Origin of the sequence: Shewanella piezotolerans WP3, assembly GCF_000014885.1 — a bacterium.
In the GTDB taxonomy this organism is placed as follows: domain Bacteria; phylum Pseudomonadota; class Gammaproteobacteria; order Enterobacterales; family Shewanellaceae; genus Shewanella; species Shewanella piezotolerans.
Window position 1 is genome coordinate 576,560 of the sequence record NC_011566.1, and the last position, 20,952, is coordinate 597,511.

At 44.0% G+C, this 20,952-nt stretch carries 13 protein-coding genes; 7 read left to right on the top strand and 6 right to left on the bottom strand.

The window, feature by feature from the left end:
• The first annotated feature begins 142 nt into the window (after positions 1–142).
• Both SWP_RS02545 and SWP_RS02550 read left to right on the top strand, forming a co-directional pair.
• Positions 143–949, top strand: coding sequence for a crotonase/enoyl-CoA hydratase family protein (locus tag SWP_RS02545; RefSeq protein WP_020910768.1), 807 nt, complete (start codon positions 143–145; stop codon positions 947–949).
• A 132-nt stretch (positions 950–1,081) separates the two neighbouring features.
• A complete protein-coding gene (locus tag SWP_RS02550; RefSeq protein WP_044555593.1) occupies positions 1,082–1,573 on the top strand; it encodes a YqhA family protein in 492 nt (163 codons plus the stop codon).
• Positions 1,574–1,591: 18 nt separating this feature from the next.
• Here the strand turns inward: SWP_RS02550 and SWP_RS02555 are convergent, their stop codons facing one another.
• Together SWP_RS02555 and rapA are read right to left on the bottom strand one after the other, a co-directional pair.
• Positions 1,592–2,473 (bottom strand): DUF3530 family protein, encoded by an 882-nt coding sequence (locus tag SWP_RS02555; protein WP_044555595.1) that lies wholly within the window; start codon positions 2,471–2,473, stop codon positions 1,592–1,594.
• 168 nt (positions 2,474–2,641) lie between these two features.
• A complete protein-coding gene (rapA, locus tag SWP_RS02560; RefSeq protein WP_020910771.1) occupies positions 2,642–5,548 on the bottom strand; it encodes an RNA polymerase-associated protein RapA in 2,907 nt (968 codons plus the stop codon).
• A gap of 316 nt (positions 5,549–5,864) precedes the next feature.
• Here rapA and SWP_RS02565 point away from each other — a divergent pair, with 316 nt between their 5' ends.
• The 5 genes from SWP_RS02565 (at position 5,865) to SWP_RS02585 (ending at position 15,007) form a co-directional block, all read left to right on the top strand.
• On the top strand, positions 5,865–7,259 hold the full coding sequence (locus SWP_RS02565; RefSeq protein WP_020910772.1) for a PhoH family protein: 1,395 nt from the start codon (positions 5,865–5,867) through the stop codon (positions 7,257–7,259).
• Between the two features lie 528 nt (positions 7,260–7,787).
• Entirely contained in the window at positions 7,788–11,492 is a 3,705-nt protein-coding gene (locus SWP_RS02570; protein ID WP_044555596.1) for a response regulator, read from the top strand.
• A gap of 127 nt (positions 11,493–11,619) precedes the next feature.
• A complete protein-coding gene (locus SWP_RS02575; RefSeq protein ID WP_020910776.1) occupies positions 11,620–14,019 on the top strand; it encodes a zinc-dependent metalloprotease in 2,400 nt (799 codons plus the stop codon).
• 143 nt (positions 14,020–14,162) lie between these two features.
• Positions 14,163–14,558 (top strand): hypothetical protein, encoded by a 396-nt coding sequence (locus tag SWP_RS02580; protein ID WP_020910777.1) that lies wholly within the window; start codon positions 14,163–14,165, stop codon positions 14,556–14,558.
• Between the two features lie 134 nt (positions 14,559–14,692).
• Positions 14,693–15,007, top strand: coding sequence for a hypothetical protein (locus SWP_RS02585; RefSeq protein WP_020910778.1), 315 nt, complete (start codon positions 14,693–14,695; stop codon positions 15,005–15,007).
• Between the two features lie 678 nt (positions 15,008–15,685).
• Here the strand turns inward: SWP_RS02585 and SWP_RS02590 are convergent.
• The 4 genes from SWP_RS02590 to SWP_RS02605 form a co-directional block, all read right to left on the bottom strand.
• The gene (locus SWP_RS02590) at positions 15,686–16,024 is read right to left on the bottom strand and encodes a DUF6677 family protein (protein ID WP_020910780.1); all 339 of its coding nucleotides are present in this window, start codon (positions 16,022–16,024) and stop codon (positions 15,686–15,688) included.
• 43 nt (positions 16,025–16,067) lie between these two features.
• The gene (locus SWP_RS02595; RefSeq protein WP_052634156.1) at positions 16,068–16,427 is read right to left on the bottom strand and encodes a hypothetical protein; all 360 of its coding nucleotides are present in this window, start codon (positions 16,425–16,427) and stop codon (positions 16,068–16,070) included.
• Between the two features lie 201 nt (positions 16,428–16,628).
• Positions 16,629–19,709: an efflux RND transporter permease subunit gene (locus tag SWP_RS02600; RefSeq protein ID WP_020910782.1), complete on the bottom strand. Its 3,081-nt coding sequence runs from the start codon at positions 19,707–19,709 to the stop codon at positions 16,629–16,631.
• Positions 19,710–19,830: 121 nt separating this feature from the next.
• On the bottom strand, positions 19,831–20,913 hold the full coding sequence (locus SWP_RS02605; protein WP_044555598.1) for an efflux RND transporter periplasmic adaptor subunit: 1,083 nt from the start codon (positions 20,911–20,913) through the stop codon (positions 19,831–19,833).
• Between the last annotated feature and the right edge of the window lie 39 nt (positions 20,914–20,952).

Here is a 20,952-nt window from a genome sequence, read left to right on the forward strand (position 1 = left end):
TGACAATGATAGAAAGTAGCACTGCATGACAGTTTATTGACGATAGTCAAAAAACAACAACATGTTATAGGTATTAACGATTTATTCCAAATGTGTTAACTTGCTATCTGGACTGACCAGTAGTGAGTAAAAGGATTTGAAAATGAGCAATAAATTAGTCTCGATACGAAAAGAAGATAATATTGCGTATGTATCTCTAAATCGCCCTGAAAAGTATAATGCTTTGAATTATGAGCTTTTTAAGCAACTGGATGCATGTATAGTTCAGCTTAGAAAGGACAAATCACTAAGAGCTGTAATCCTATTTGGTGAGGGCGGGAGTTTTTGTTCTGGTCTCGACGTAAAGAGTGTCAGTAAATCCCCTTTCGATGCGGTAAAGCTGTTGTTTAAATGGCTTCCTGGTAATGCCAATTTAGCGCAGCGGGTTTCAATAGGTTGGCGACGATTACCTGTACCTGTCATCGCAGTATTGGAAGGCGTTTGTTATGGCGGCGGGATGCAAATTGCGTTAGGTGCTGATTTTAGAATTGCAGCCCCTACTTGTAAGTTGTCGATAATGGAGGCGCGTTGGGGATTAGTGCCGGATATGGCTGGTTTTGTCGGACTTAGAGAGCTAATGCCTAGAGATCAAGCGCTTAAGTTAACTATGACTGCGGATGTTTTAACAGCCGAAGAGGCATTGTCGTACAATTTGCTCACTGCCGTTGAGGTAGAACCTATGGTTGCAGCAACCATATTCGCTCAAAAACTGATGCAAACATCTCCAGATGCAAATGCGGCCATTAAGCAAAGCATTCAAAAAAGTTGGAGCGCACCCATTAGGCAATTATTGCGCAGAGAGTCTTTTTATCAAGTGAGATTATTGGCTGGTAAGAACCGAATTATTGCTGCAATAAGACAGTCTAAAGACTCTCTAAAGGAGTATAGAAATAGGCAATCAGGTTGGTGATTTTCACCAATTAATCATTTTGTGATCTGCCTCACAAATAACCCTTAAGTTAGTGTGTCATCTAAAGGCATATTTTGCACTTTTGTATCTTATACTGATTGCTATTATCTAAAATGATTGGAATTAATTTCTGTGCGTGAGCTTTTTGAGCGTTTTCTATGGAGTAGCCGACTTTCGGTTATGTTTGGTGTGTTATCTTGCATAATTGCAGCTTTTGTTGTTTTTGCAATGGGTCTAAAAGACGTTATTCACATGTTACACCTTATCTGGGGTTATGTGTTTAGTGGTAGCCACGCGATTCGTAATGATCTGGTTATGGTTGTGGTTGAGATCCTAGATACCTTTTTACTTGGTGCCGTTTTACTCATTTTTGCATTCGGTTTATATGAGCTATTCATTAGTAACTTAGATGAAGCGAGTAAAAGTGAAGCGGGCGGAAAAATACTGATCATCAGTAGTATCGATTCGCTTAAGAGTAAATTAGGCAAAGTGATACTGATGATGCTGATCATCAAAGTATTTTCGTTCTTTACTGAAATCAAACCAGTTACAACGTTAGATTTACTTTATATGGGGATAACCGTAGTACTGATTGCTGGCGCATTAAAGTTAAGCAAAGATTAAGAAGTAATACCAATAAGCCTATCCGTTGTTGGGGTAGGCTTTATTTATCCGCAGTGCAAAGCCTTCAATTAATTTAATGCCGTTACTCCAGCCTTCTTTGTGTAGTAGATCAAGAGACATTCTGTATTGATGATATTTGTAAGGCTGGTTTTGTGGTAACAATTCTAAACGCATTTGCTGTGTAGCAAGGGATGCGGCGGTGCCGTCTCTAGATTGGATATCAAGTATCGGTATGTTCAGCTCTGCGAGATGTTTTGGTAGTGCTTGATTGTGGCTTGGATAGTCACTATAGGGATTGATCACGGTGAGCATATCTGGCATTGGTAACTGATTATCTTTTAGTAATTCGGCGATAATAGCTGCGCTATCACCTGAGCTGATTAAAATCCGTTTGCCTTGAAACTCCTTACCTAAATTGTCTAACTGAGCCATGCTGCTAATTAGGAAGCTTTGCTGTTGCTCAATATTGAGGGTGAGTTGCTCATCGCTGAACACTGGCATAGCTTGGGTGCTTTGTTGGCTGAGCTGATTATCTCCTGCATTGGCGACATCTTCAGCTTGAGTTGCGTAGTTGGGCATTGTTGGCTTTGTGGGTGGTGTAATGGCAAGTGTTGCCCAGCCTGCTCGATTAAGTTCACGTCGTATATATGCAGTAAAGCCTGCTTCATCAGGGCTTGAGCCGAGTTGTGGAACAATAATCGCCAGTCCTAATTTTTTCTTACCTTGCCACGATCTTAAAAGCGCTGGGTATTGCTGGTCATCCACCTGCAGGTAGTTGACTTCGCTCTCAGGTAGATAAGAAAAATCCTGCGCTTTGGTTGGCGCCGCAACAAAGGTCACTGTTAGGGTTAAGACAAGCGTAAGCAATATTTTTAAAGGATTTAAATTTTGTTGATACATACGCGAGTACAACCTTAATGCAGCCAAGGGGAGTGAGGTCAATTCATCGAGTATATCGCAAAGGAATGTAGCGCTTAAGGTCTGCTAGTAAAATTTGTGTTTTTAGCAGTGTGCCTGTTAAAAAACAAAAAGCCCCGCTTAAAAAGCAGGGCTTAAACGGTCGTTACTTTAAGCGTGGCTGACTAACACCAAACGAATAGCATCAAGTTGCAGTTGGCTACTATCAAGGTAGCGGTTTAGCTCGCTCATCTGTTCGCTTAAATGCGTTAATTCTTCATCACGAATATTTGGGTTAACAGCTTTAAGTGCTTTTAGTCGCTCAAGCTCACCAGTCAATTGCTGAGTCATTTTCTCACGAGCTGTTTCAGTCAATAATTTGAGTTCATTCGCTGCAAAGGTTTCCCCTTTAGCAAATAGCGGATGCAAAATTGCTTGTGAGGCGGTCACTAGCTTACTCGCAATATGACGGTTAACAGCACTTAGCTGTCTGTCGAAACTTTCGTAAGTCACATTATCAGATAGGTTGTTACCACTCTTATCCAGTAAGATACGAATAGGTGTTGGCGGCAGGTAACGATATAGCTGGCTAGACTTTGGCGCCGATGCATCAGCCATATAGATTAGCTCTAAGAACACAGTGCCAGCGGGTAATGCTTTGTTTTTCAACACTGCAACACTAGTGGTGCCCGTTTCTGAAGAGGTGATTAAGTCCAAACCAGTCTGTACAATAGGGTGCTCTTGAGTAATAAGCGCGATGTCATCACGTGAAAGCGCCATATCTCGGTCGAAAGTGACAGTAATGCCATCTTCCGGCAGACCTGGATAGGTTGGGAACATCATATGCTCACTTGGGTGCAGCACTATCGCATTTTCACCACTATCTTCCTGCTCAACACCGATGATATCCCACAGGCGGATCACCGAACCAATGAGCTGAGTATCTTCATCTCTGGCTGCCAAGCTTTCAACCAACTTGTTAGCACGCTCGCCGCCATGAGAGTTGATCTCTAGCAGTTTATCGCGCCCTTGCTCCATCGCCACTTTCAGTTCTTGATAACGTGACTTAGTGTTATCAAGCAAGGTCTCAAGGCTTGACTCATCGTCGGTGGTTAAGGTTTCAAGCAGCTCGCCTGAGAACTCACCAAATAGAATATGACCACTTGGACAAGTGCATTCGAAGGCATTCAACCCTTGATGATACCACTGCATTAATCGTTCTTGCGCAGTACCTGCTAAATAAGGCAGGTGGATCTCAACATCATTTTTCTGACCAATACGGTCGAGACGACCAATGCGTTGCTCAAGTAGATCAGGGTTAAGCGGTAGATCGAACAAGACTAAATGACTTGCGAACTGGAAGTTACGGCCTTCTGAACCAATTTCACTACAGATAAGTGCCTGTGCGCCGCCGGTTTCTTGGGCAAAGTAGGCACCAGCTTTATCGCGTTCAATAATCGACATGCCTTCGTGGAACACCGTGGCTTGGATCCCTTCACGTGTGCGCAGTGCTTCTTCTAGGCTCAATGCCGTTTCAGCTTGGCTGGCAATAATAAGGACTTTCTTGCTGCGGTTGGTTTTAAGGAAATCAATCAACCAATCAACGCGAGGATCAAACTTCCACCAACTGGCACTACCGCTATCAAAGTCTTGATAGATTTTCTCAGGACTCAGCACTTGTCGTACTTTTGCATTGGTGTCTAAATGCTTGTTCATCATGGCACTAACACGTGAAGCAGTAACATATTGCTCTGGCATAGGCTGCGGATGAATATGCAGGTTACGAGTAGGGAAACCTTTTACCGAGGCGCGGCTGTTACGATACAGCACACGACCTGTACCGTGGCGGTCGAGTAGTTCTTGTAGAAGCTCTTCACGAGCCTGATTGCGCTTGTCTGCATTGGCGCTTGCGTCTTGGATGAGGTTTATACTGTCGCTAATATCTTTCTCTGATAGTAACTGCGTTAGGCTAGCGATAGCCTCACTTGAGAGGCTTTCGCCACAAGCTAAAGCATCCGCTGCGGTAGCGACATCTTTATAGCTCTCTTCCTCTTTCAAGAAAGAGGGGTAGTCATAAAAGCGGTCAGGATCAAGCAAGCGTAGGCGGGCAAAGTGACTCTGGTGGCCGAGTTGATCAGGTGTTGCGGTAAGTAGTAGTACGCCTGGAACCACTTCACTTAATGCTTCAACCACTTTATAAGCGCGGCTTGGCGCATCTTCAGACCATTCTAAATGATGCGCTTCATCGACAACCATCAGATCCCAATCGGCATCCAATGCTTGCTCTAAACGCTTTTTCTTACGCAGTAGTTCAAGCGAGCAGATAACCAGTTGTTCGGTGTAGAAAGGATTATCGTTATCAGCATAAGCTTCAACACAGCGATCTTCATCGAATACCGAGAAACGCAAGTTAAAGCGGCGCAGCATTTCAACTAACCATTGGTGACGCAAAGTGTCCGGCACAATAACTAAAATACGTTCGGCGCGGCCAGTCAAAAGCTGTTGGTGAATGATTAAACCGGCTTCAATGGTTTTACCAAGGCCTACTTCATCGGCGAGTAATACTCGCGGCGCAAAACGTTGACCGACTTCATGAGCAATCCACTGCTGATGTGGGATCAACCCAACTCTTGGCCCTTGTAGTCCAAGTAAGTCGGAGGTCGCCAGTTTATTTCTCAGTAATTGACATTGGTAGCGCACACCAAACCGATCCATGCGATCAATTTGACCGGCAAACAGGCGATCTTGTGGCTTATTAAAGCGAATATTGTGATTCAACAGTGTCTCACGCAAGCTGGCTTGCTCACCTGTTTCACTATGAATGCCGTGGTAGATAATAAGGTTATCTTTTTCTTCAACTTCGGTAACGGTTAATGACCATTCATCGTGGCTTTCAACTTTATCGCCTGGATTGAAGATAACGCGTGTTAGCGGGGCTTCTGAACGAGAAAACAGTCTATTCTCGCCAGTCGCAGAAAAAAGTACAGTGACCATACGGCCTTCCATACCGACGACTGTACCCAAACCTAGTTCTGATTCGGTATCGCTGATCCAACGTTGACCAAGGGAAAACGGCATTTAAAAACTCTCATATACTGGGTGAATCACAAGGGGCGCGTATGTTATAACAATCCCACACATTTTGAAATTGAACCTACTAATATTAGCTTAAATCTGTTGACGATAGATTACAAATTCACCAATTGAATGAACCTGTTCTACTGCATCATCAACTTGTCATAATTCAGCGCTAATGATGACACCTTAAATTACCTAAGGGCATTGAAGCGAGACAATATTGGTGGCAGTATGAAGTTAATGATTTGTTATATACCACCCTTAGAAGGAGCTTCATTTATCTTGTAATCAAAACTAATGCACAATTGGAGGCGCCATGGAACAAGACGACAGAAAGTTGTTTGTACTGGATACCAACGTATTACTGCATGAACCTTTGGCTATTTATTCGTTTAAGGAACATGATGTAGTCGTACCAATGACAGTTCTTGAAGAACTGGATCTTATCAAGGATAGAAAACGTGACGTTAGCCGCGATGCAAGGGTCGCAATTAGGGCCTTAGAAGACATACTCGGTGGGCAAACGACACCGGAGCAAATTGTCCAAGGTGTACCATTACCTAGGCGAGAAGATCATAGTGATGCTAACGGCACGCTGTCCATTTTTCCGGACCATCAAATCGAGTTCACCATTGGCAGCATGCCTGGTGATAATAACGATAACCGCATTATAAATACCGCACTGCACCTGCAAGAGAGCCATCAACCCCGCACCGTTGTGTTAGTTACCAAAGATATTAATATGCGCCTTAAAGCCAAAGGGGCGGGTATACAACGTGTTGAAGATTATCGTACCGACCAATTAATTGACGATATTCGCTTCCTAACTAAAGGTTTCCATAAGTTCGAAGGTGACTTTTGGCAGCACACCGATGATGTGACTACTGAAAGTAATGGTCGCCATACTGTGCACAAAGTGCCAATCGATAAATTAGGCGACGACATTTTTTACACCAACCAATATTTGTTAGATGAGGGGCGTGAATTTTGCGGTCGTATTATCGAGAAAACCGATAGCGAGCTTAAGTTTCTAGATCTTGGTCGAGAGCGATTAATGAATCTAGATGCATGGGGGATAAGACCAAAAAATGTTTATCAGGGAATGGCACTGCAAGCGCTACTCGATCCCGATATCGATCTGGTGATTTTAACGGGGCCCGCCGGTTGCGGCAAAACGTTATTGGCAATGGCTGCAGCGCTTGAGATGGTCGTTGAGCGTGGCAAGTATGAAAAAGTTATCGTTACTCGAAACACTCCAGAGATTGCAGAGTCGATCGGTTTCTTACCGGGAACTGAAGAGGAAAAGATGGCGCCATGGCTCGCCGCTATTACTGATACCTTGGAAGTCCTGCATAAAAATGATGTTAACCCCAGCGGGAGCATGAACTACATTATGGATAAAGCTAATATCCAGTTTAAGTCGATTAACTTCATGCGTGGGCGTTCAATTCAAAACTCGGTAGTACTGCTTGATGAGTGTCAAAATTTAACGGCATCGCAGATCAAAACCATGATCACCCGTATGGGAGAGGGCACTAAGTTGATCTGTAGTGGTAACTTGGCTCAAATCGACTCCAATTACCTGACGGCAGTCACTTCAGGTCTAACCTACATTGTAGAGCGCTTTAAAGATTTTGATGGTAGCGCCAATGTTTACTTAAACGGTGTGGTACGTTCACGTTTAGCAGAGTTTGCTGAAGAGAACCTATAAGTTAAGCCATCGCTTATTAGGCTTATACCAATCAGTATAAGAAGTTGATCTACTCAGAGTGTTTTTGGCAAGCTAATTCAAGGCGGATAAATGACATAATGGTTATTCCCTTATGAGTTTATTCAACACAGAAGTAGCAAGCCAAAAACACTCCTACAGGCGAGTTTTAGCGGCTCTGATGCAATAGCTATGTACTTCATTCATTGCTAACCACATGGATGTGGTGAATGTCATTAATGCAGGAGCATTTAATGACCTTACTTCAAAGCCGCTAAACTCTCGCTGAGCGATCAAATCTTTATTCTGATTGGTATTACAAGCTTGAACTAATTGGCCTTAAAGATATTGAGGCCATTGTTCGATAATTCGTTACATTTTAAGCTACTATTGAGTATTCCAATACGTTATCTTCCTGATACTATTAGGTAGCATGCCGAGATAAGTCTATGTTCAGGTCAAATGAGTATATGTCTTAGGCATTGGCGCTAACCAAGATGCATTTCGATTGAGTATTACCAAGGGCTGTAAATGAAACCGACTGATCAAGCGCCTCAGCTAAAGTCACCGATACAGAAAAATTATAGTAGAGCCGTATTTTACACCTATATTGGTGTAATCATTATGGCGCTTGTCACCGCTTGGTTCTTTTTTGAAAGACAAAAAACCCAAGTGATAGAGCAGCGTGAAGAGCTTGTTGAACGCCATGTATTGCAGATTGATCTATTGCTTGAGTCGAGTATTAGAGCAGTAAAAAGCTTGCGTAACGTTGCTATTGACCATCTCAGGCTGGGTGAACTCGTACGTAAAGAGCGCTTACCCCAGTATGAAAAGTTTAACGAAAGCGGCCAGTTTTTTACCTTAGAACCCAGTTATGCTAAAAGCGGTGAACCTTTCACTAATATGGGGCGTATCACTGGTGCGGGTTCGCTCAACGGCCGTAGCGATAAGTTTTATCAAGAGCTAGAGATGTTATTTGAACTGTCTCTTTCATTTCCAGTGGCGACACTTGCCGCACCCAACGCTTCATCTATTTATTACACCTCTAAACGGCGGATTATGTCTTATTATCCTTGGCCGTCTAATGAACAACGCTTCCGTGATGAACTGCTTAATAAGAAACAATTTCAGCTAGCAACGCCAGCCATGAATCCGCAGCGCAGTATTTTTTGGAGTCCAGCATATGTCGAACCTGCGGAAAAAGGCCTATTAACTACGTTGGGGGTGCCCATCTATTTAGAAGATGAGTTTATTGGCTCAATTAACTTAGATATGACCCTTTCCTCACTCGCAAAACAGATCCGGCTCTATTTTAAAATGCCTGGCACAGTGATTTTGCTGGATCAAGACAACAATATTCTCTCCCACAGTGATATCGATACTTCTGAGTTTAATCGGGTTTATCACATTAGTCAGAAGATCCCTTCTGAACTGCATTCCATTCCAGAGTCCGAGTTATTTGATGCTCATGAAGGCATTATTCGCAATGGTTACTATATTCATTCGGTTGCTTTAAACAATGCGCCTTGGCGCTTGCTGTATCTGCAAGATGTTGATGATCTCTTTAAAGACTCTTGGGAAAAGCTTGAGCTGACATTTGTATTAGTGGTGATGGCACTGTCGGTATTGGTGACGATTGTGCATTGGCAAACCAGGCGCTCTTTCGTTAATCCTGCAACTCGATTACTGACGCATCTCGAAGAGTGTTCCGCTGAGCCAATTAAACCCCCTGAGAAGATTACTCAAGGTTGGGGGCCATGGTTCCAGCTGGTGAGTCGGATTTTTGAAGAGAACAAGCAATATACTCGCCATCTTGCGGAGCAAAACAGGCGGCTGGATAAATTGGTAGCCCAGCGAACAGAGCGACTAAAAGAGACCACTGAGCGACGCGAGGAGGAGTATGCACTGCTGCGTTCTTTACTCGATTCAATTCCTGAGGCGATTGTATTTAAAGATAAAGATGGTCGCTATTTGGGCTGTAATAAATCTGCCGAACGAATGCTGGGCTACACCGAAAATGAGATTGTTGGTCAGTATGCCGATGCATTGATCCCGAGCGAACAAGCCGTTCGTATTCGCGCCGAAGATGAGAGAGTACTCGCCAATCGAGTACCACTTCGTTACCAAGAAAAAGTCGATTTTGCCGGTAAACCTGTATTACTTGATACCCTAAAAATTCCATTTTATAACCGCCGCGACGAACTACTTGGTTTGATTGCAGTTTGGCGTGATGTCACCCGAGAATATGAGTCGGCAGAGCAGCTACGTTTATCTGAAGAGCGTTATCATTTGGCGATGGACGCGGTAGAAGATGGCTTATGGGATTGGTATTTAGATTCTGAACAAATTATCTGTAACCCCGCCTATTACTCAATGCTGGGTTATAAAAGTAATGAGTTTCCGGCACTGGTTTCGACAATCGATGAGCTGATCCATCCCGATGACCGCATTAGGGTAGAGGAGCATCGTAATGAATACTTGAACAATCCTATTGGCACCTATGATGTCGAATTTAGGATGTTGGGTAAAAGTGGTGAGTATCATTGGTTGCTGTCTCGTGGCCGTGTGGTTGAGTTTACTCCAACTAACCAACCAAAGCGTATGGTCGGTACCCACAAAGATATTACCCGTCATAAGCGTAATGAAGTCGCGATGCTTGAAGCGAAACAAGATGCTGAAATGGCCAATCTCTATAAAAGTGAATTCTTGGCTAATATGAGCCACGAGATCCGTACACCGATGAATGCAATTATCGGTATGTTGCAGTTAGCACAGCGTACATCATTGACTCTACAGCAAAAGGATTACCTAGAAAAAGCTGATTTTTCTGCGCATTCACTGCTGCGGATCATCAACGATATTCTCGATTTCTCTAAAATTGAAGCCGGTAAGCTAGAGCTTGAACGGGTTGCATTCCCACTTGATAAAGTACTGGATCACGCGCTGGATCTTAATGCGCTAAAAGCGCAAGAGAAAGGAGTCGAGCTACTCTTATATGCCCCTGTCACGGCAGGGCTAATTCTTGAGGGCGATCCGCTGCGTCTTGGTCAGGTTCTGATTAACATGCTCTCAAACGCGGTTAAATTTACAAAATCAGGTGAAATTGAACTTGGCTGTGAAGATGTTGGTGAGCGTGACCACCGTATAACGCTAAAATTCTGGGTGCGTGACACGGGGATCGGGATCAGTAAAGAGCAGCAAGCGATACTGTTTGATGCCTTTGCTCAAGCCGATGGTTCTACCACTCGTAAATACGGTGGTACCGGTCTAGGTTTGTCTATCAGTAAGCACTTAGTGTCGATGATGGGTGGCACTATGCAAGTTGAAAGTGAGATGGGGGTGGGCAGTACCTTTAGCTTTACCATTAGCTTTGAGATTGCTGAAGAGGCTGAAGTGCAGCCACTGGTTATCCCCTCTACATTAGGGGGATTGAAAACTTTAGTTATAGATGACAACCCAACAGCACTGCAGATTTACTCGAGCGTGATGCGCGACTTCCATTTCTCTGTTGATACCGCAGCTAGCGGCCCTGAAGGATTATACAAACTCAGCAAGAACCCAGTCGACTTGTTGCTCCTAGATTGGATGATGCCTGAAATGGACGGCATAGCAGTAATTGAAGAGATCGACGACATGGTCGCTTCAGGTAAGTTAGCCAAACGTCCAGTGATTATCATGATGACGGCTTATGCGGCTGAGCCTATGCATAAAGATATAGCGGGCTCAAATGTATTCGCACTGCTGCAAAAGCCGTTTAAAGCCTCATCGTTGTTTGATGAAATCATTTTGGCATTCTCAGATGAACCGAGCTTAAATCTATTGCCTGAAGTCAGTGAAGAATCGACCGATAAGGATACGGGTTACATCTTGCTGGTAGAAGATAACTTCATTAATCAGCAGGTCGCTACCGAACTGCTTAAAAGTGCAGGTTATACTGTGGATGTTGCTGAAAATGGTCAGATAGCATTGGATATGATTGACAGCGCCAACTACGATGCAGTTTTAATGGATATTCAGATGCCAGTGATGGATGGCTTGACTGCGACAAAAGAGCTGCGTAAGCGCTACTCTGCGACAGAGTTACCTGTTATCGCGATGACTGCGCATGCTATGTCGGGCGATAGAGAAAAAAGTCTATCGGCGGGAATGAATGCTCATATCACTAAACCTATAGTACTCAATGAATTGTTTGAAACCTTGAGTCATTGGATTGAAGAGTGTGGCCGCAAGTCATAATGTGTAAATGTTTCACGTCTAACTGTTGATATAGGCTTGCTAAAATGCAAGCCTATTTATTAAGCTAACAAATAATTAAGACTATTGAGATTGACGATAGCAACTAAATAAGGCTCAAGGAGAGACCATGAAACCCTACAAACTCGCACTGGCAATCGCCTTAGCGACAGTGCCATTGACTAGTGTGTATGCTGCTACAAATACTGCGACTATTATTAAAAAAAGCCAGGCAGCCACCGGTTTCATTAATCTGTTTTATGAGAAAGCCTCTGGTGATCTCTATCTCGAAGCGAACAAGCTAAATAAACCATTCTTGCTGCTGACTAGTCTGCCACATGGCGTAGGCTCTAATGATATCGGTTTAGACAGAGGACAGTTAGGCCGTACACGCATGGTGCAGTTTGAGCGTCATGGTCCATACCTAATTCTTAAGCAGCTTAATACTGCTTACCGAGCGAGTACGGATAATGCGGCTGAGCAACGTGCCGTTAAAGAAGCCTTTGCCGAATCGGTGTTATGGCGTGGAAAAGTGGTTAAAGGTAAGCGTAACTTAGTGGCTATCAACGAGCTAGTGGTTAATGATTTACATGGTATTAGCGAAGTATTAGAACAAACTAAACAGGGCAGTTACCAGTTAGATAAGAGCAAGTCATTAATCTTACCTGAAGGAGTAAAGTCCTTTGAGCGCAATAGCGATGTTGATGTACTGCTGACCTTTAATAGTGCCAAAGCTGGTAACTATGTCGCACAGGTTACTCCTGACGCTAAGCATTTATCTGTCCGTCTTCGTTATTCCTTTATTGCTTTACCAGAAGAGCAGTATCAAGTGCGTAGTTACCACCCAATGAGTGGTTACCTCTCTGATGATTACCTCGATTACGGTACTCGTGTTGACCAAGATATCCGTCAGCGCTTTTTACTGCGCCATCGATTAGAGAAAGTAACGCCGGGTGCTGCGCCTAGCCAGGTCGTTAAGCCGATTACTTATTACCTAGATCCTGGAGTACCAGAGCCTATCCGTTCAGCGCTGCTTGAAGGAGCTCGTTGGTGGGAAGATGCCTTTACTGATGCAGGTTTTATCAACGGCTTTAAAGTGGAGTTATTGCCCGAGGATGCCGATCCGCAAGATGTACGCTATAACGTCATTCAGTGGGTGCACCGTGCAACCCGTGGTTGGTCGTATGGCTCAGCCGTTACCGACCCTAGAACAGGTGAGATCATCAAAGGGCATGTCACGTTAGGCAGTCAACGGGTACGACAAGACCACCTTATCGCACGTGGATTAACGGCAGGCTGGCAAGACAGAGCGGCAGCAGATGATGCCGCTATGGCACTGTCTTTAGCACGTATCAGGCAGTTATCTGCGCACGAAGTTGGCCATACATTGGGCTTAGATCATAACTTTGCAGCATCAAGCAATGATAATGCTTCTGTCATGGATTACCCACATCCTATGGTTACGGTAAATGGCGGTAAGATTGATATCAGTAAACCTTATGATGAAGGTGTTGGTGCGTGGGATAAGTACACAGTAGCGTACGGCTACAGTGAGTTTGCTCCAGAGCAGGAAAAAGTTAAGCTGGCTGAACTTCGAAATCAGGTTGAACGTAAAGGGTTGCGTTACATCGGTGAGGCAGATTCTCGTAGTGCAGGCGCGAGCAATGCCTATGCTAGTTTATGGGATAATGGCACAGACCCTGTTGCAGAGCTGAAACGATTAGGTGCAGTACGTGCAAAGGCAATACAGGATTTTTCTGCAGCAACACTGCTAGCCGAGCAACCAAAAGGTGAGTTGAGTGATGCATTTGTTCCTATCTATTTGCTAACGAGGTTTCAGCTAACAGCAGCAGCTAAGTTTATTGGTGGAACTGATTACACTTATGGAGATGGGGTCGATGGTAAAAGCTGGCACTATCTAGCCCCAGCGCTGCAACAGCAAGCATTAGAAGCAATTTTATCGACCTTAACACCCGATGAATTGACTATCTCTGAACCATTGCAGCAGATGTTAGTTCCAAAAGCGGGTAACTATCAAAACACTCGTGAGAGTTTCCATTCGGGATTAGGAGTAGTGGCAGATCCGCTAGGTATGGCAGAAGTACTGAGTCGTCATGCTTTGTCACAAGTGTTTGTGCCAGAACGCATTAACCGGGTGAACCAAGCTTACCTTAACGATAAAGAGCAGTGGTCAGTGGTTAAGATCACCGATAAAGTACTGGCCAAAACAGTGTTCAACGATATTCCTACAGGGGCTGAGCTAGGAGTGTGGATGCGGGTTAACGCGGTCACTATTGATGTATTACTACAGGCTTATCACAATGAAAAAACTAGACCTGAGGTTAAGGCGCAACTGGCTGAGCGCTTAACTTATACCGTGAAGCAATTAAAGCGAAAAGTGAAGCGAGTTAGTGCTTATGAAGCGGCGCATTTTGCTTGGTTGCAGCAAGGTATTGAAAAGGGCTTACTTAATCCAGAAATTAAGTTGATTATTAAGCCTTTACCTATGCCGCCTGGTTCACCTATCTAAGCTCATTGATTTTTGAGATGGCAGATAAAGCGTTTGGTAATAACCAAGCGCTTTTTTTATTGCTGACGAAGTGAAACTATTCTTTGGCGTGCATGTCTATATTAACGTAATAACTCTATTTGCACTGAAATATAGGAAACCCTTTGCTTAAACCACTAACACATCTTTTTTTAGTCATCTCGTTGTTGTGGCAGTTTATGCTCACACCCGCGATGGCGTTGCCAGATCTGTTACATACGGTTAGCGAAAATCAAATCAGTATATCTGAGTCGTATTCTGACACAGTGGCTGTCGATGAGACGGTTTCTAATAGCGATCTGTTAACTGAGTTAGGGCTCGATTTCACACTTCTTTGCGACAATATTTGTCAAGATTTAGCCTCTGGGCATTGTTCGACTCATGGCGGTTGCACAACAGGCTTGCACTATTTGCCTTTGTTAGCCCTACCAACCAACTTCGAGAGCGAAAAAATTGTTGAACCACTGTGGTCAATAAAAACGGTTTCCCCTCATATAGTTAATCCTCCTCCGACTGCATAGCATCTAGCATAGTTTTAAACTTTTGTATGTTATATGTATCAAATTGCAAAATTTGTCCCTTTTTTGTTCTCTAAAACAGGTAAATCAATTAGACTGTTTGTTAACGAAATGGGCAAATAAGATTGGAGTTGTATATGAAAATGTTAACCAGCGTAGCCTTATCTATAGTTGTATCTTTAGTTTCTAGTTCTGCCATGGCTGAACGACCAGATTTTTCTAAAACAGCAGCAGCACGTGCTGATTACGATTTTTCGAAAAATGTTTCAGCGGCAGAACAGCCAAATAATATTCAAAGAATTTCAAGTCGTCATGATTTTTCAAAAACATTGGCAGCCACTAGCGCTTATGATTTTTCAAAAAATCCAAAGCCAACGATGAATCTGCGTACGAATCCAAGTACGCAACACGATTTCTCTAAGACTAATACAGCGAAAGAATCAGCCATGTAATGTGAGTCAACATTATTAATTGTTGCACACTGTAAATGAAAGGGTTACTCGATGAGTGACCCTTTTTTGTAAGGAAATGGCGAGTAATTCCAATCAGCATAGCAAGTTGATCTACTCAGAGTGTTTTGGCGAACTCATTCAAGGCTGGCTAATCCAAAGTGAGTAATAATACCAATTGCATTAAAAGTTTGACCATTCAGTGGGAATTCAAAACGCTGTAGGCAAGTAGTGGAATTTGAGGTAATAGTTATTCTCGGCTCTGGCATCCTGCTTCGCTCTCGATAATTGCTCCTGCATTATTCTACCTTCGACCATCCTTGGTCTCGTACCTCCTAAATCTGACCGCCAAGGAGGGCTGGAATGTCTTATTTTGTATGGAACAAAATAGACCGTTTAGTCGTATATCCAAATCTCATAGCGAAGCATACAGCGTTTGCCAATTTGTTTAACCTCAGCCGCACTACGTGAGCCCCTCAGTCTTTCCACTTCTGCTTTGCATTGGCTTAAAAGGGGATAACCATTTCTTTACCAATGCGCTTTGAATTGAAAAGGCTGAGGGGCTCTGAACTGGTCAAATACTTAATGCAATTGGTATAACACAATGGTTATTCCCTTATGAGTTTATTCGCCGCCGAAGTAGCAAGCCGCTAAACTCTCGCTGAGCGTATAATATTACTCTCAATCTTGGCGGCGACCTAAGCGAAATGAATCAGCCACACCTACCACCCAAGAAAGCACAAAACCTGCAGTAGCAATATTGATCCATAATGCTTCATTACCAGCAGGCGCTTGAGTAACTGCACTGTAAATGGCATCGAGTTGTAGCGGAATTTCACCATTGATTATCTTCTCAGAGATAAGCTGTGCTTTTTGATAAGCATGCCAGCATAGGTAACTTATCGCAGCGATTGCAGTGACCAGAATAATATTTCCCATAGCGCGCTGCTTTAGATAAAAATGACCTGCTCCCGGGCATACAAATGCTGATAACAACGCGGCTTTTACTGAGGTTTTCATGGTCTTTCCTGTGTGCTTTTTAGTGGCCAACTACTTATAGTGCTTACTCGAGATCAATACGGCGAATAGCTTGCTTTAAAAAACTGACCTTATGTTCTAACTGTTGCCGACGTTCATCTTGCTGCCTGTGTGATTCGAGCTGACTTTGTGCACCCGCTAGCTCTTGTACTAACCAGCCTCTGATCATCACGTAATATCGGGAGTCCGTGCCATATTGGTAGATCAACTCGAGTGAATCTGATTGTGGAGTGGTAATGGCTTTGTCGATAGCCTTAACCATCACACCAATTTCATATTCTGATTGCTGCTGGAGGGCGTCATTATGCGCCGATACAGGGCTTGCGAATAGCACTGCCCCAAGGGTGAATATGTTAGCTAAATGACATAATGCAAAACGTTTCATAGGTGGCATCGGTCAATGTGAATTAGTTTAAGGTTAACAGTCTGGCTTGGGGATTACTCATAAAATATTGTTCATCTTTTATGGCTAGTGGCTAAAAGTACTCAGGCTCAGCACATTACTGTGTTGAGCCTGAGCTGCCGGGAAGCATTTTTTAAATTAGCTAATTTGATCTATTGGGTTATTTAATGCGTGGTAACCCCCTTATCGTACTTGCTTATGTGGATAAGGAATGCGGAACATTAAGGTATAGGTTACTGGTAGTACAATAAGCGTGAGCACTGACGCAAAACCTAAACCAAAGATGATGGTAATTGCCATTGAGCCAAAGAAGGCATCAGACAACAATGGGATCATCCCCAGCATAGTCGTAATTGCCGCCATTAATACAGGTCTTACACGACTCACTGAAGAGTCCACCACCGCTTGGTAAGCCTCTTTACCTTCGCTGAGCTCAAGGTTTATTTGGTCTACCAACACAATACCATTTTTAATGATCATACCGGTTAGGCTCAACATGCCTAGCATCGCCATGAAGCTAAAGGGGGCATCAAATAACAGTAGTCCAGCTACCACACCGATAATCGCCAGTGGCACAGTAAACCAGATAACTAACGGTTGCCTTACCGAGTTAAACAGCAATACGGTGATTAAAAACATCGCCAAGTAACCCAGTGGAATAGAGCTAAACACCGACTCTTGTGCTTCTAGAGACGTTTCATATTCGCCGCCCCATTCAAGCTCGTAGCCACTTGGTAGCGTAATCGATTCAATCTCAGTTTTTACCTTTCTAAATACCGAATCGGCAGTCTCGCCAGTGCCATTAATTGGGTCAGCAAGCACGGCAATAACACGCTTACGATCGCGTCGCATAATGAGCGGGTTTTCCCACTCTGTTTCGAAGTTAGACACGACTTGCGTGACAGGTACAAAGGTATTGTTGTCTGAGCTCCATACTTGTAACTTCCAAATACTTTCCGCATCCAGTCTTTCACTTGCTGGCGCACGAGCAATAATTGGCAGTAGGTGGCTATTTTCACGATAGGTACCAATCTGTTTACCACTGAAATTAATCAACAGCGAATTATCTAAATCTGTCTTACTTATGCCTGTTTCTCTTGCCTGTGCGAGCGCAAGCTGCGGGCGAATAAGGTTAACCTGATTACGCCAGTTGTGGCGCACAGCAGTGGCAGTAGGTTCATTGTTCAGTATCGTCGCGGCTTGCGCGGCTAGTTGGCGCAGTACCTCTGGATCTTCACCATAAAAACGAGCTTCAATTTTTGCCGCTGGGCTTGGGCCGTTCTCCATATATTTAAAGCGGTACTCGGCCTCTGGGTAACTCTGGCTCAGCTCTGTTTCAAGTTTGCGCATATATTGATTAAGTGTGGTCAAATCACTCATCTCTATGAGTAGCTGACCATAAGCGCTGTAACCCTTTTCTGGCACATAAGAGAGTACAAATCGCTGTGCACCTTGGCCGACAACAGTGGTTAAGTTGGTCAGGCCAATATCATGTTCGGCCTGCTGTTGCTTAATGTCTGCTTCAATGCGAGAAAGCAGTTTTTCAGTGGCTTTAATATCGGAGCCTTCAGGCATCCATACATCAACGAAGAACATCGGGGTATTTGAAGCTGGGAAGAACACGTTCTTCACCTGACCAAAGCCAAATACTGCCGAAACCAATGCTGCGATAACTAAGAGTAAAGTGACAGAACGAAAACGCATGGCAATATTTAGCGTTTGACGATACAGGGTAAATAGCCAGCCTTTATATGGGTCTTCATCGACATCATCATTTGCGACACCATCTTTAAACATGATGTTGCAGAAGAATGGTGTGAGCGTCATGGCGGTGATCCAGCTGATAAACAGAGAGATCAACAACACTTGAAACAGCGACACACAGAATTCACCAGTAGAGTTGTCAGACAAGCCAATCGGAGCAAAAGCAATAATGGCGATGATGGTGGCACCAAGTAGTGGCCACTGAGTTTGTGAGATAACACTCTTAGCTGTTTCTAAGCGAGTTTTACCTCGTTTAATACCAATTAAAATGCCCTCTGTGACCACAATTGCATTATCAACCAGCATACCCAGTGCAATAATGAGCGCACCCAGGGAGATGATCTGCAGCTCAATATTGAGCACGTTCATGACGATGAAAGTGCCAAGTATTGTTAGCAGTAACACTAGGCCCATTAGTAAACCTGAGCGGACGCCCATAAAGATCAATAGCACACCAATCACGATCGCAATAGATTCTGCCAAGTTAACCAAAAATCCGCTGACGGTATCGTCAACCATCTTGCTTTGGTCATACACGGTATCTAAAGACATACCGATAGGCAGGTCACTATTAAGCTCGGCCATACGAGCATTAACCGCCGCGCCCACATCTACCACGTTGACACCACTGGCAAAAGCAATGCCAATAGATAACGCTTTGTTGCCATCGGCGTGGTAGATATTGTCCGGTGTCTCTTCAACATCTTTGTATATATTGGCAATATCACCGAGGTAGATAAGCTTAGCGCTACCTGGAGGGCTTATTAGCAGACGCTCCATTTGACTAACATTATCAAACTCTCCAGTGGGATGAATACGTATACGGTTATCACCCACGCGGACGCTGCCGGCATTCGACACCACATTTTGGCTTTGAATAAGACCATAGATGTAGTCTTGATCTAACCCGAGGGCGTTAAGTTTTTGCTGAGAGATCTCAACCACGACTTGGTCCATCACTTTACAGGCAATCGTCACCTTTTTAATGCCGTCGACCAGTACCAGTTCACGCCTTAAAAAGTCAGCATAGTTTTGCAATTCACGATCGCTATAACCGTCGCCACTGACATTAAGCAAAATACCGTAAACATCACCAAAATCATCAATCACCTTTGGCGTTAATGCGCCCGGAGGTAGCTCATTGATTTTGTCGTTCACTTTGCGGCGTACTTCATCCCAAACCTGGGGTAACTGGTCACCGGCATAGTTGTCTGCCATCTCTATCTCAATCTGAGACAAGCCTGCACTGTTAACAGAGGTGATATGTTTAATCCCTTCTAGTTGCTGCAAGGCATCTTCTAGTGGGAGAGTCACTTCCTCTTCAACTTGTTCAGGTGACGCACCAGGATAGGCAGTAACAACCAATGCTTGTTTAATGGTAAATTCAGGAAACTCCAGTTGCCCTAAGTTTAAAAATGACACTGAACCGCCTACCAGTAATAGGAGGGCAAACATCCAGCTGATCACCTTGTGAGTGATCGAATATTCTGCAAAATTCATTGATAAAATCTCTTAGTCAAAAATGCCAACTAGGCTGGCAGCACTCAGGCTCAATGACGCTATGCGCAAGCAACAACAATCAAACTTGAGTGAGTAACGGGGATAAAAATGGGGTTGCTAACTACACCCCTCGCTGCCAGCGAAGCGGCTTAACTTGGAGTTCTTCAACAAGGTATTGCACACCAGCGACCACAACCTTATCGCCTACGTTCACACCTTGTGTCACTTCAATGCCGTTGGTGGTTACCTTACCTAGCGTAACAACCTGTGAATGAACTTTGCCGCTATCAGCGTCGAAGGTCCAAATTATGTTCTGGCCATCAGTGTCGCGTTTGGTAATGGCACTGGCCGGTAATACTGAGGTAATGTCACTCAACCTGCTGTTAGAAACATCCATAGTAAGCTCAGCACTCATACCCGGTAAAATGTTGATATCAGTTGGCTGTGGTAGGGTAAATACCACTTCGTAGCTTTGAGTACCAGGAGTGACCTGAGTGGCGTGCTCTTTGAGTTTGACTGGAAAAGATAGCTCTGGATTAGTGGTGAAACGTACCGTAGGTTGGGTGACCGCGTTGGGATTAAAGCGGGCGATATTACTGGCGAGCGACTCTGGCACTTGGATTACCACATCGATATTACGATCTTTTTGCAGCACCAAAATTGACTGATTTGCTTGCACCATCTGATAGTTGTCAATTGATATCTTGGCAATCGTACCGTCAAACGGCGCTTTCAGCTCAGTGTAACTGAGCTGATCTTGCGCGCTAGCAAGATTTGCCTGTGACGATTTAAGCTGTGCTTGAGCTGTGTCATATTCTGCTTGTGAGATAAGCTCGCGGCGCAGTAACTCACCTTTACGCTTAAAGTCGGCAGCTGCTAGCTCATAATCAGCCTCACGATTAAGTAAGGTATTGCGGGCATCACGGCTATCTAGTCTTGCCAGTACGGTGCCTTTTTTAACATGTTGCCCCTCAAAAAAAGCAAATTCTACCAAATGGCCAGACAGTCTAAATGCCAGATCGGCTTGTCTGGTGGCGGCAACTTTAGCCGGAAAGACACGAATTGAGCCCGCATTGACATCGGTCACCTCAAGTAGCTTAACTGGCCGCACCGTTGGCGCTGGTGTTTCAATAGACTCTGCGCTGCAACCCGCTAACACTGAGGTAAGAACAATAAACGAGAGGGTAGTGGGCAAGTGCTTCATAAATTGAATTCCGTATAAATGTGACAATATGTATTAACT

Bases quoted from the DNA above. Each gene is read 5' to 3' on its own strand.
- SWP_RS02605 (WP_044555598.1), bottom strand. From the start codon at position 20,913: ATGAAGCACTTGCCCACTACCCTCTCGTTTATTGTTCTTACCTCAGTG.
- SWP_RS02545 (WP_020910768.1), top strand. From the start codon at position 143: ATGAGCAATAAATTAGTCTCGATACGAAAAGAAGATAATATTGCGTAT.
- SWP_RS02600 (WP_020910782.1), bottom strand. From the start codon at position 19,709: ATGAATTTTGCAGAATATTCGATCACTCACAAGGTGATCAGCTGGATG.
- SWP_RS02590 (WP_020910780.1), bottom strand. From the start codon at position 16,024: ATGAAAACCTCAGTAAAAGCCGCGTTGTTATCAGCATTTGTATGCCCG.
- rapA (WP_020910771.1), bottom strand. From the start codon at position 5,548: ATGCCGTTTTCCCTTGGTCAACGTTGGATCAGCGATACCGAATCAGAA.
- SWP_RS02575 (WP_020910776.1), top strand. From the start codon at position 11,620: ATGAAACCCTACAAACTCGCACTGGCAATCGCCTTAGCGACAGTGCCA.
- SWP_RS02585 (WP_020910778.1), top strand. From the start codon at position 14,693: ATGAAAATGTTAACCAGCGTAGCCTTATCTATAGTTGTATCTTTAGTT.
- SWP_RS02565 (WP_020910772.1), top strand. From the start codon at position 5,865: ATGGAACAAGACGACAGAAAGTTGTTTGTACTGGATACCAACGTATTA.
- SWP_RS02570 (WP_044555596.1), top strand. From the start codon at position 7,788: ATGAAACCGACTGATCAAGCGCCTCAGCTAAAGTCACCGATACAGAAA.
- SWP_RS02555 (WP_044555595.1), bottom strand. From the start codon at position 2,473: ATGTATCAACAAAATTTAAATCCTTTAAAAATATTGCTTACGCTTGTC.
- SWP_RS02595 (WP_052634156.1), bottom strand. From the start codon at position 16,427: ATGAAACGTTTTGCATTATGTCATTTAGCTAACATATTCACCCTTGGG.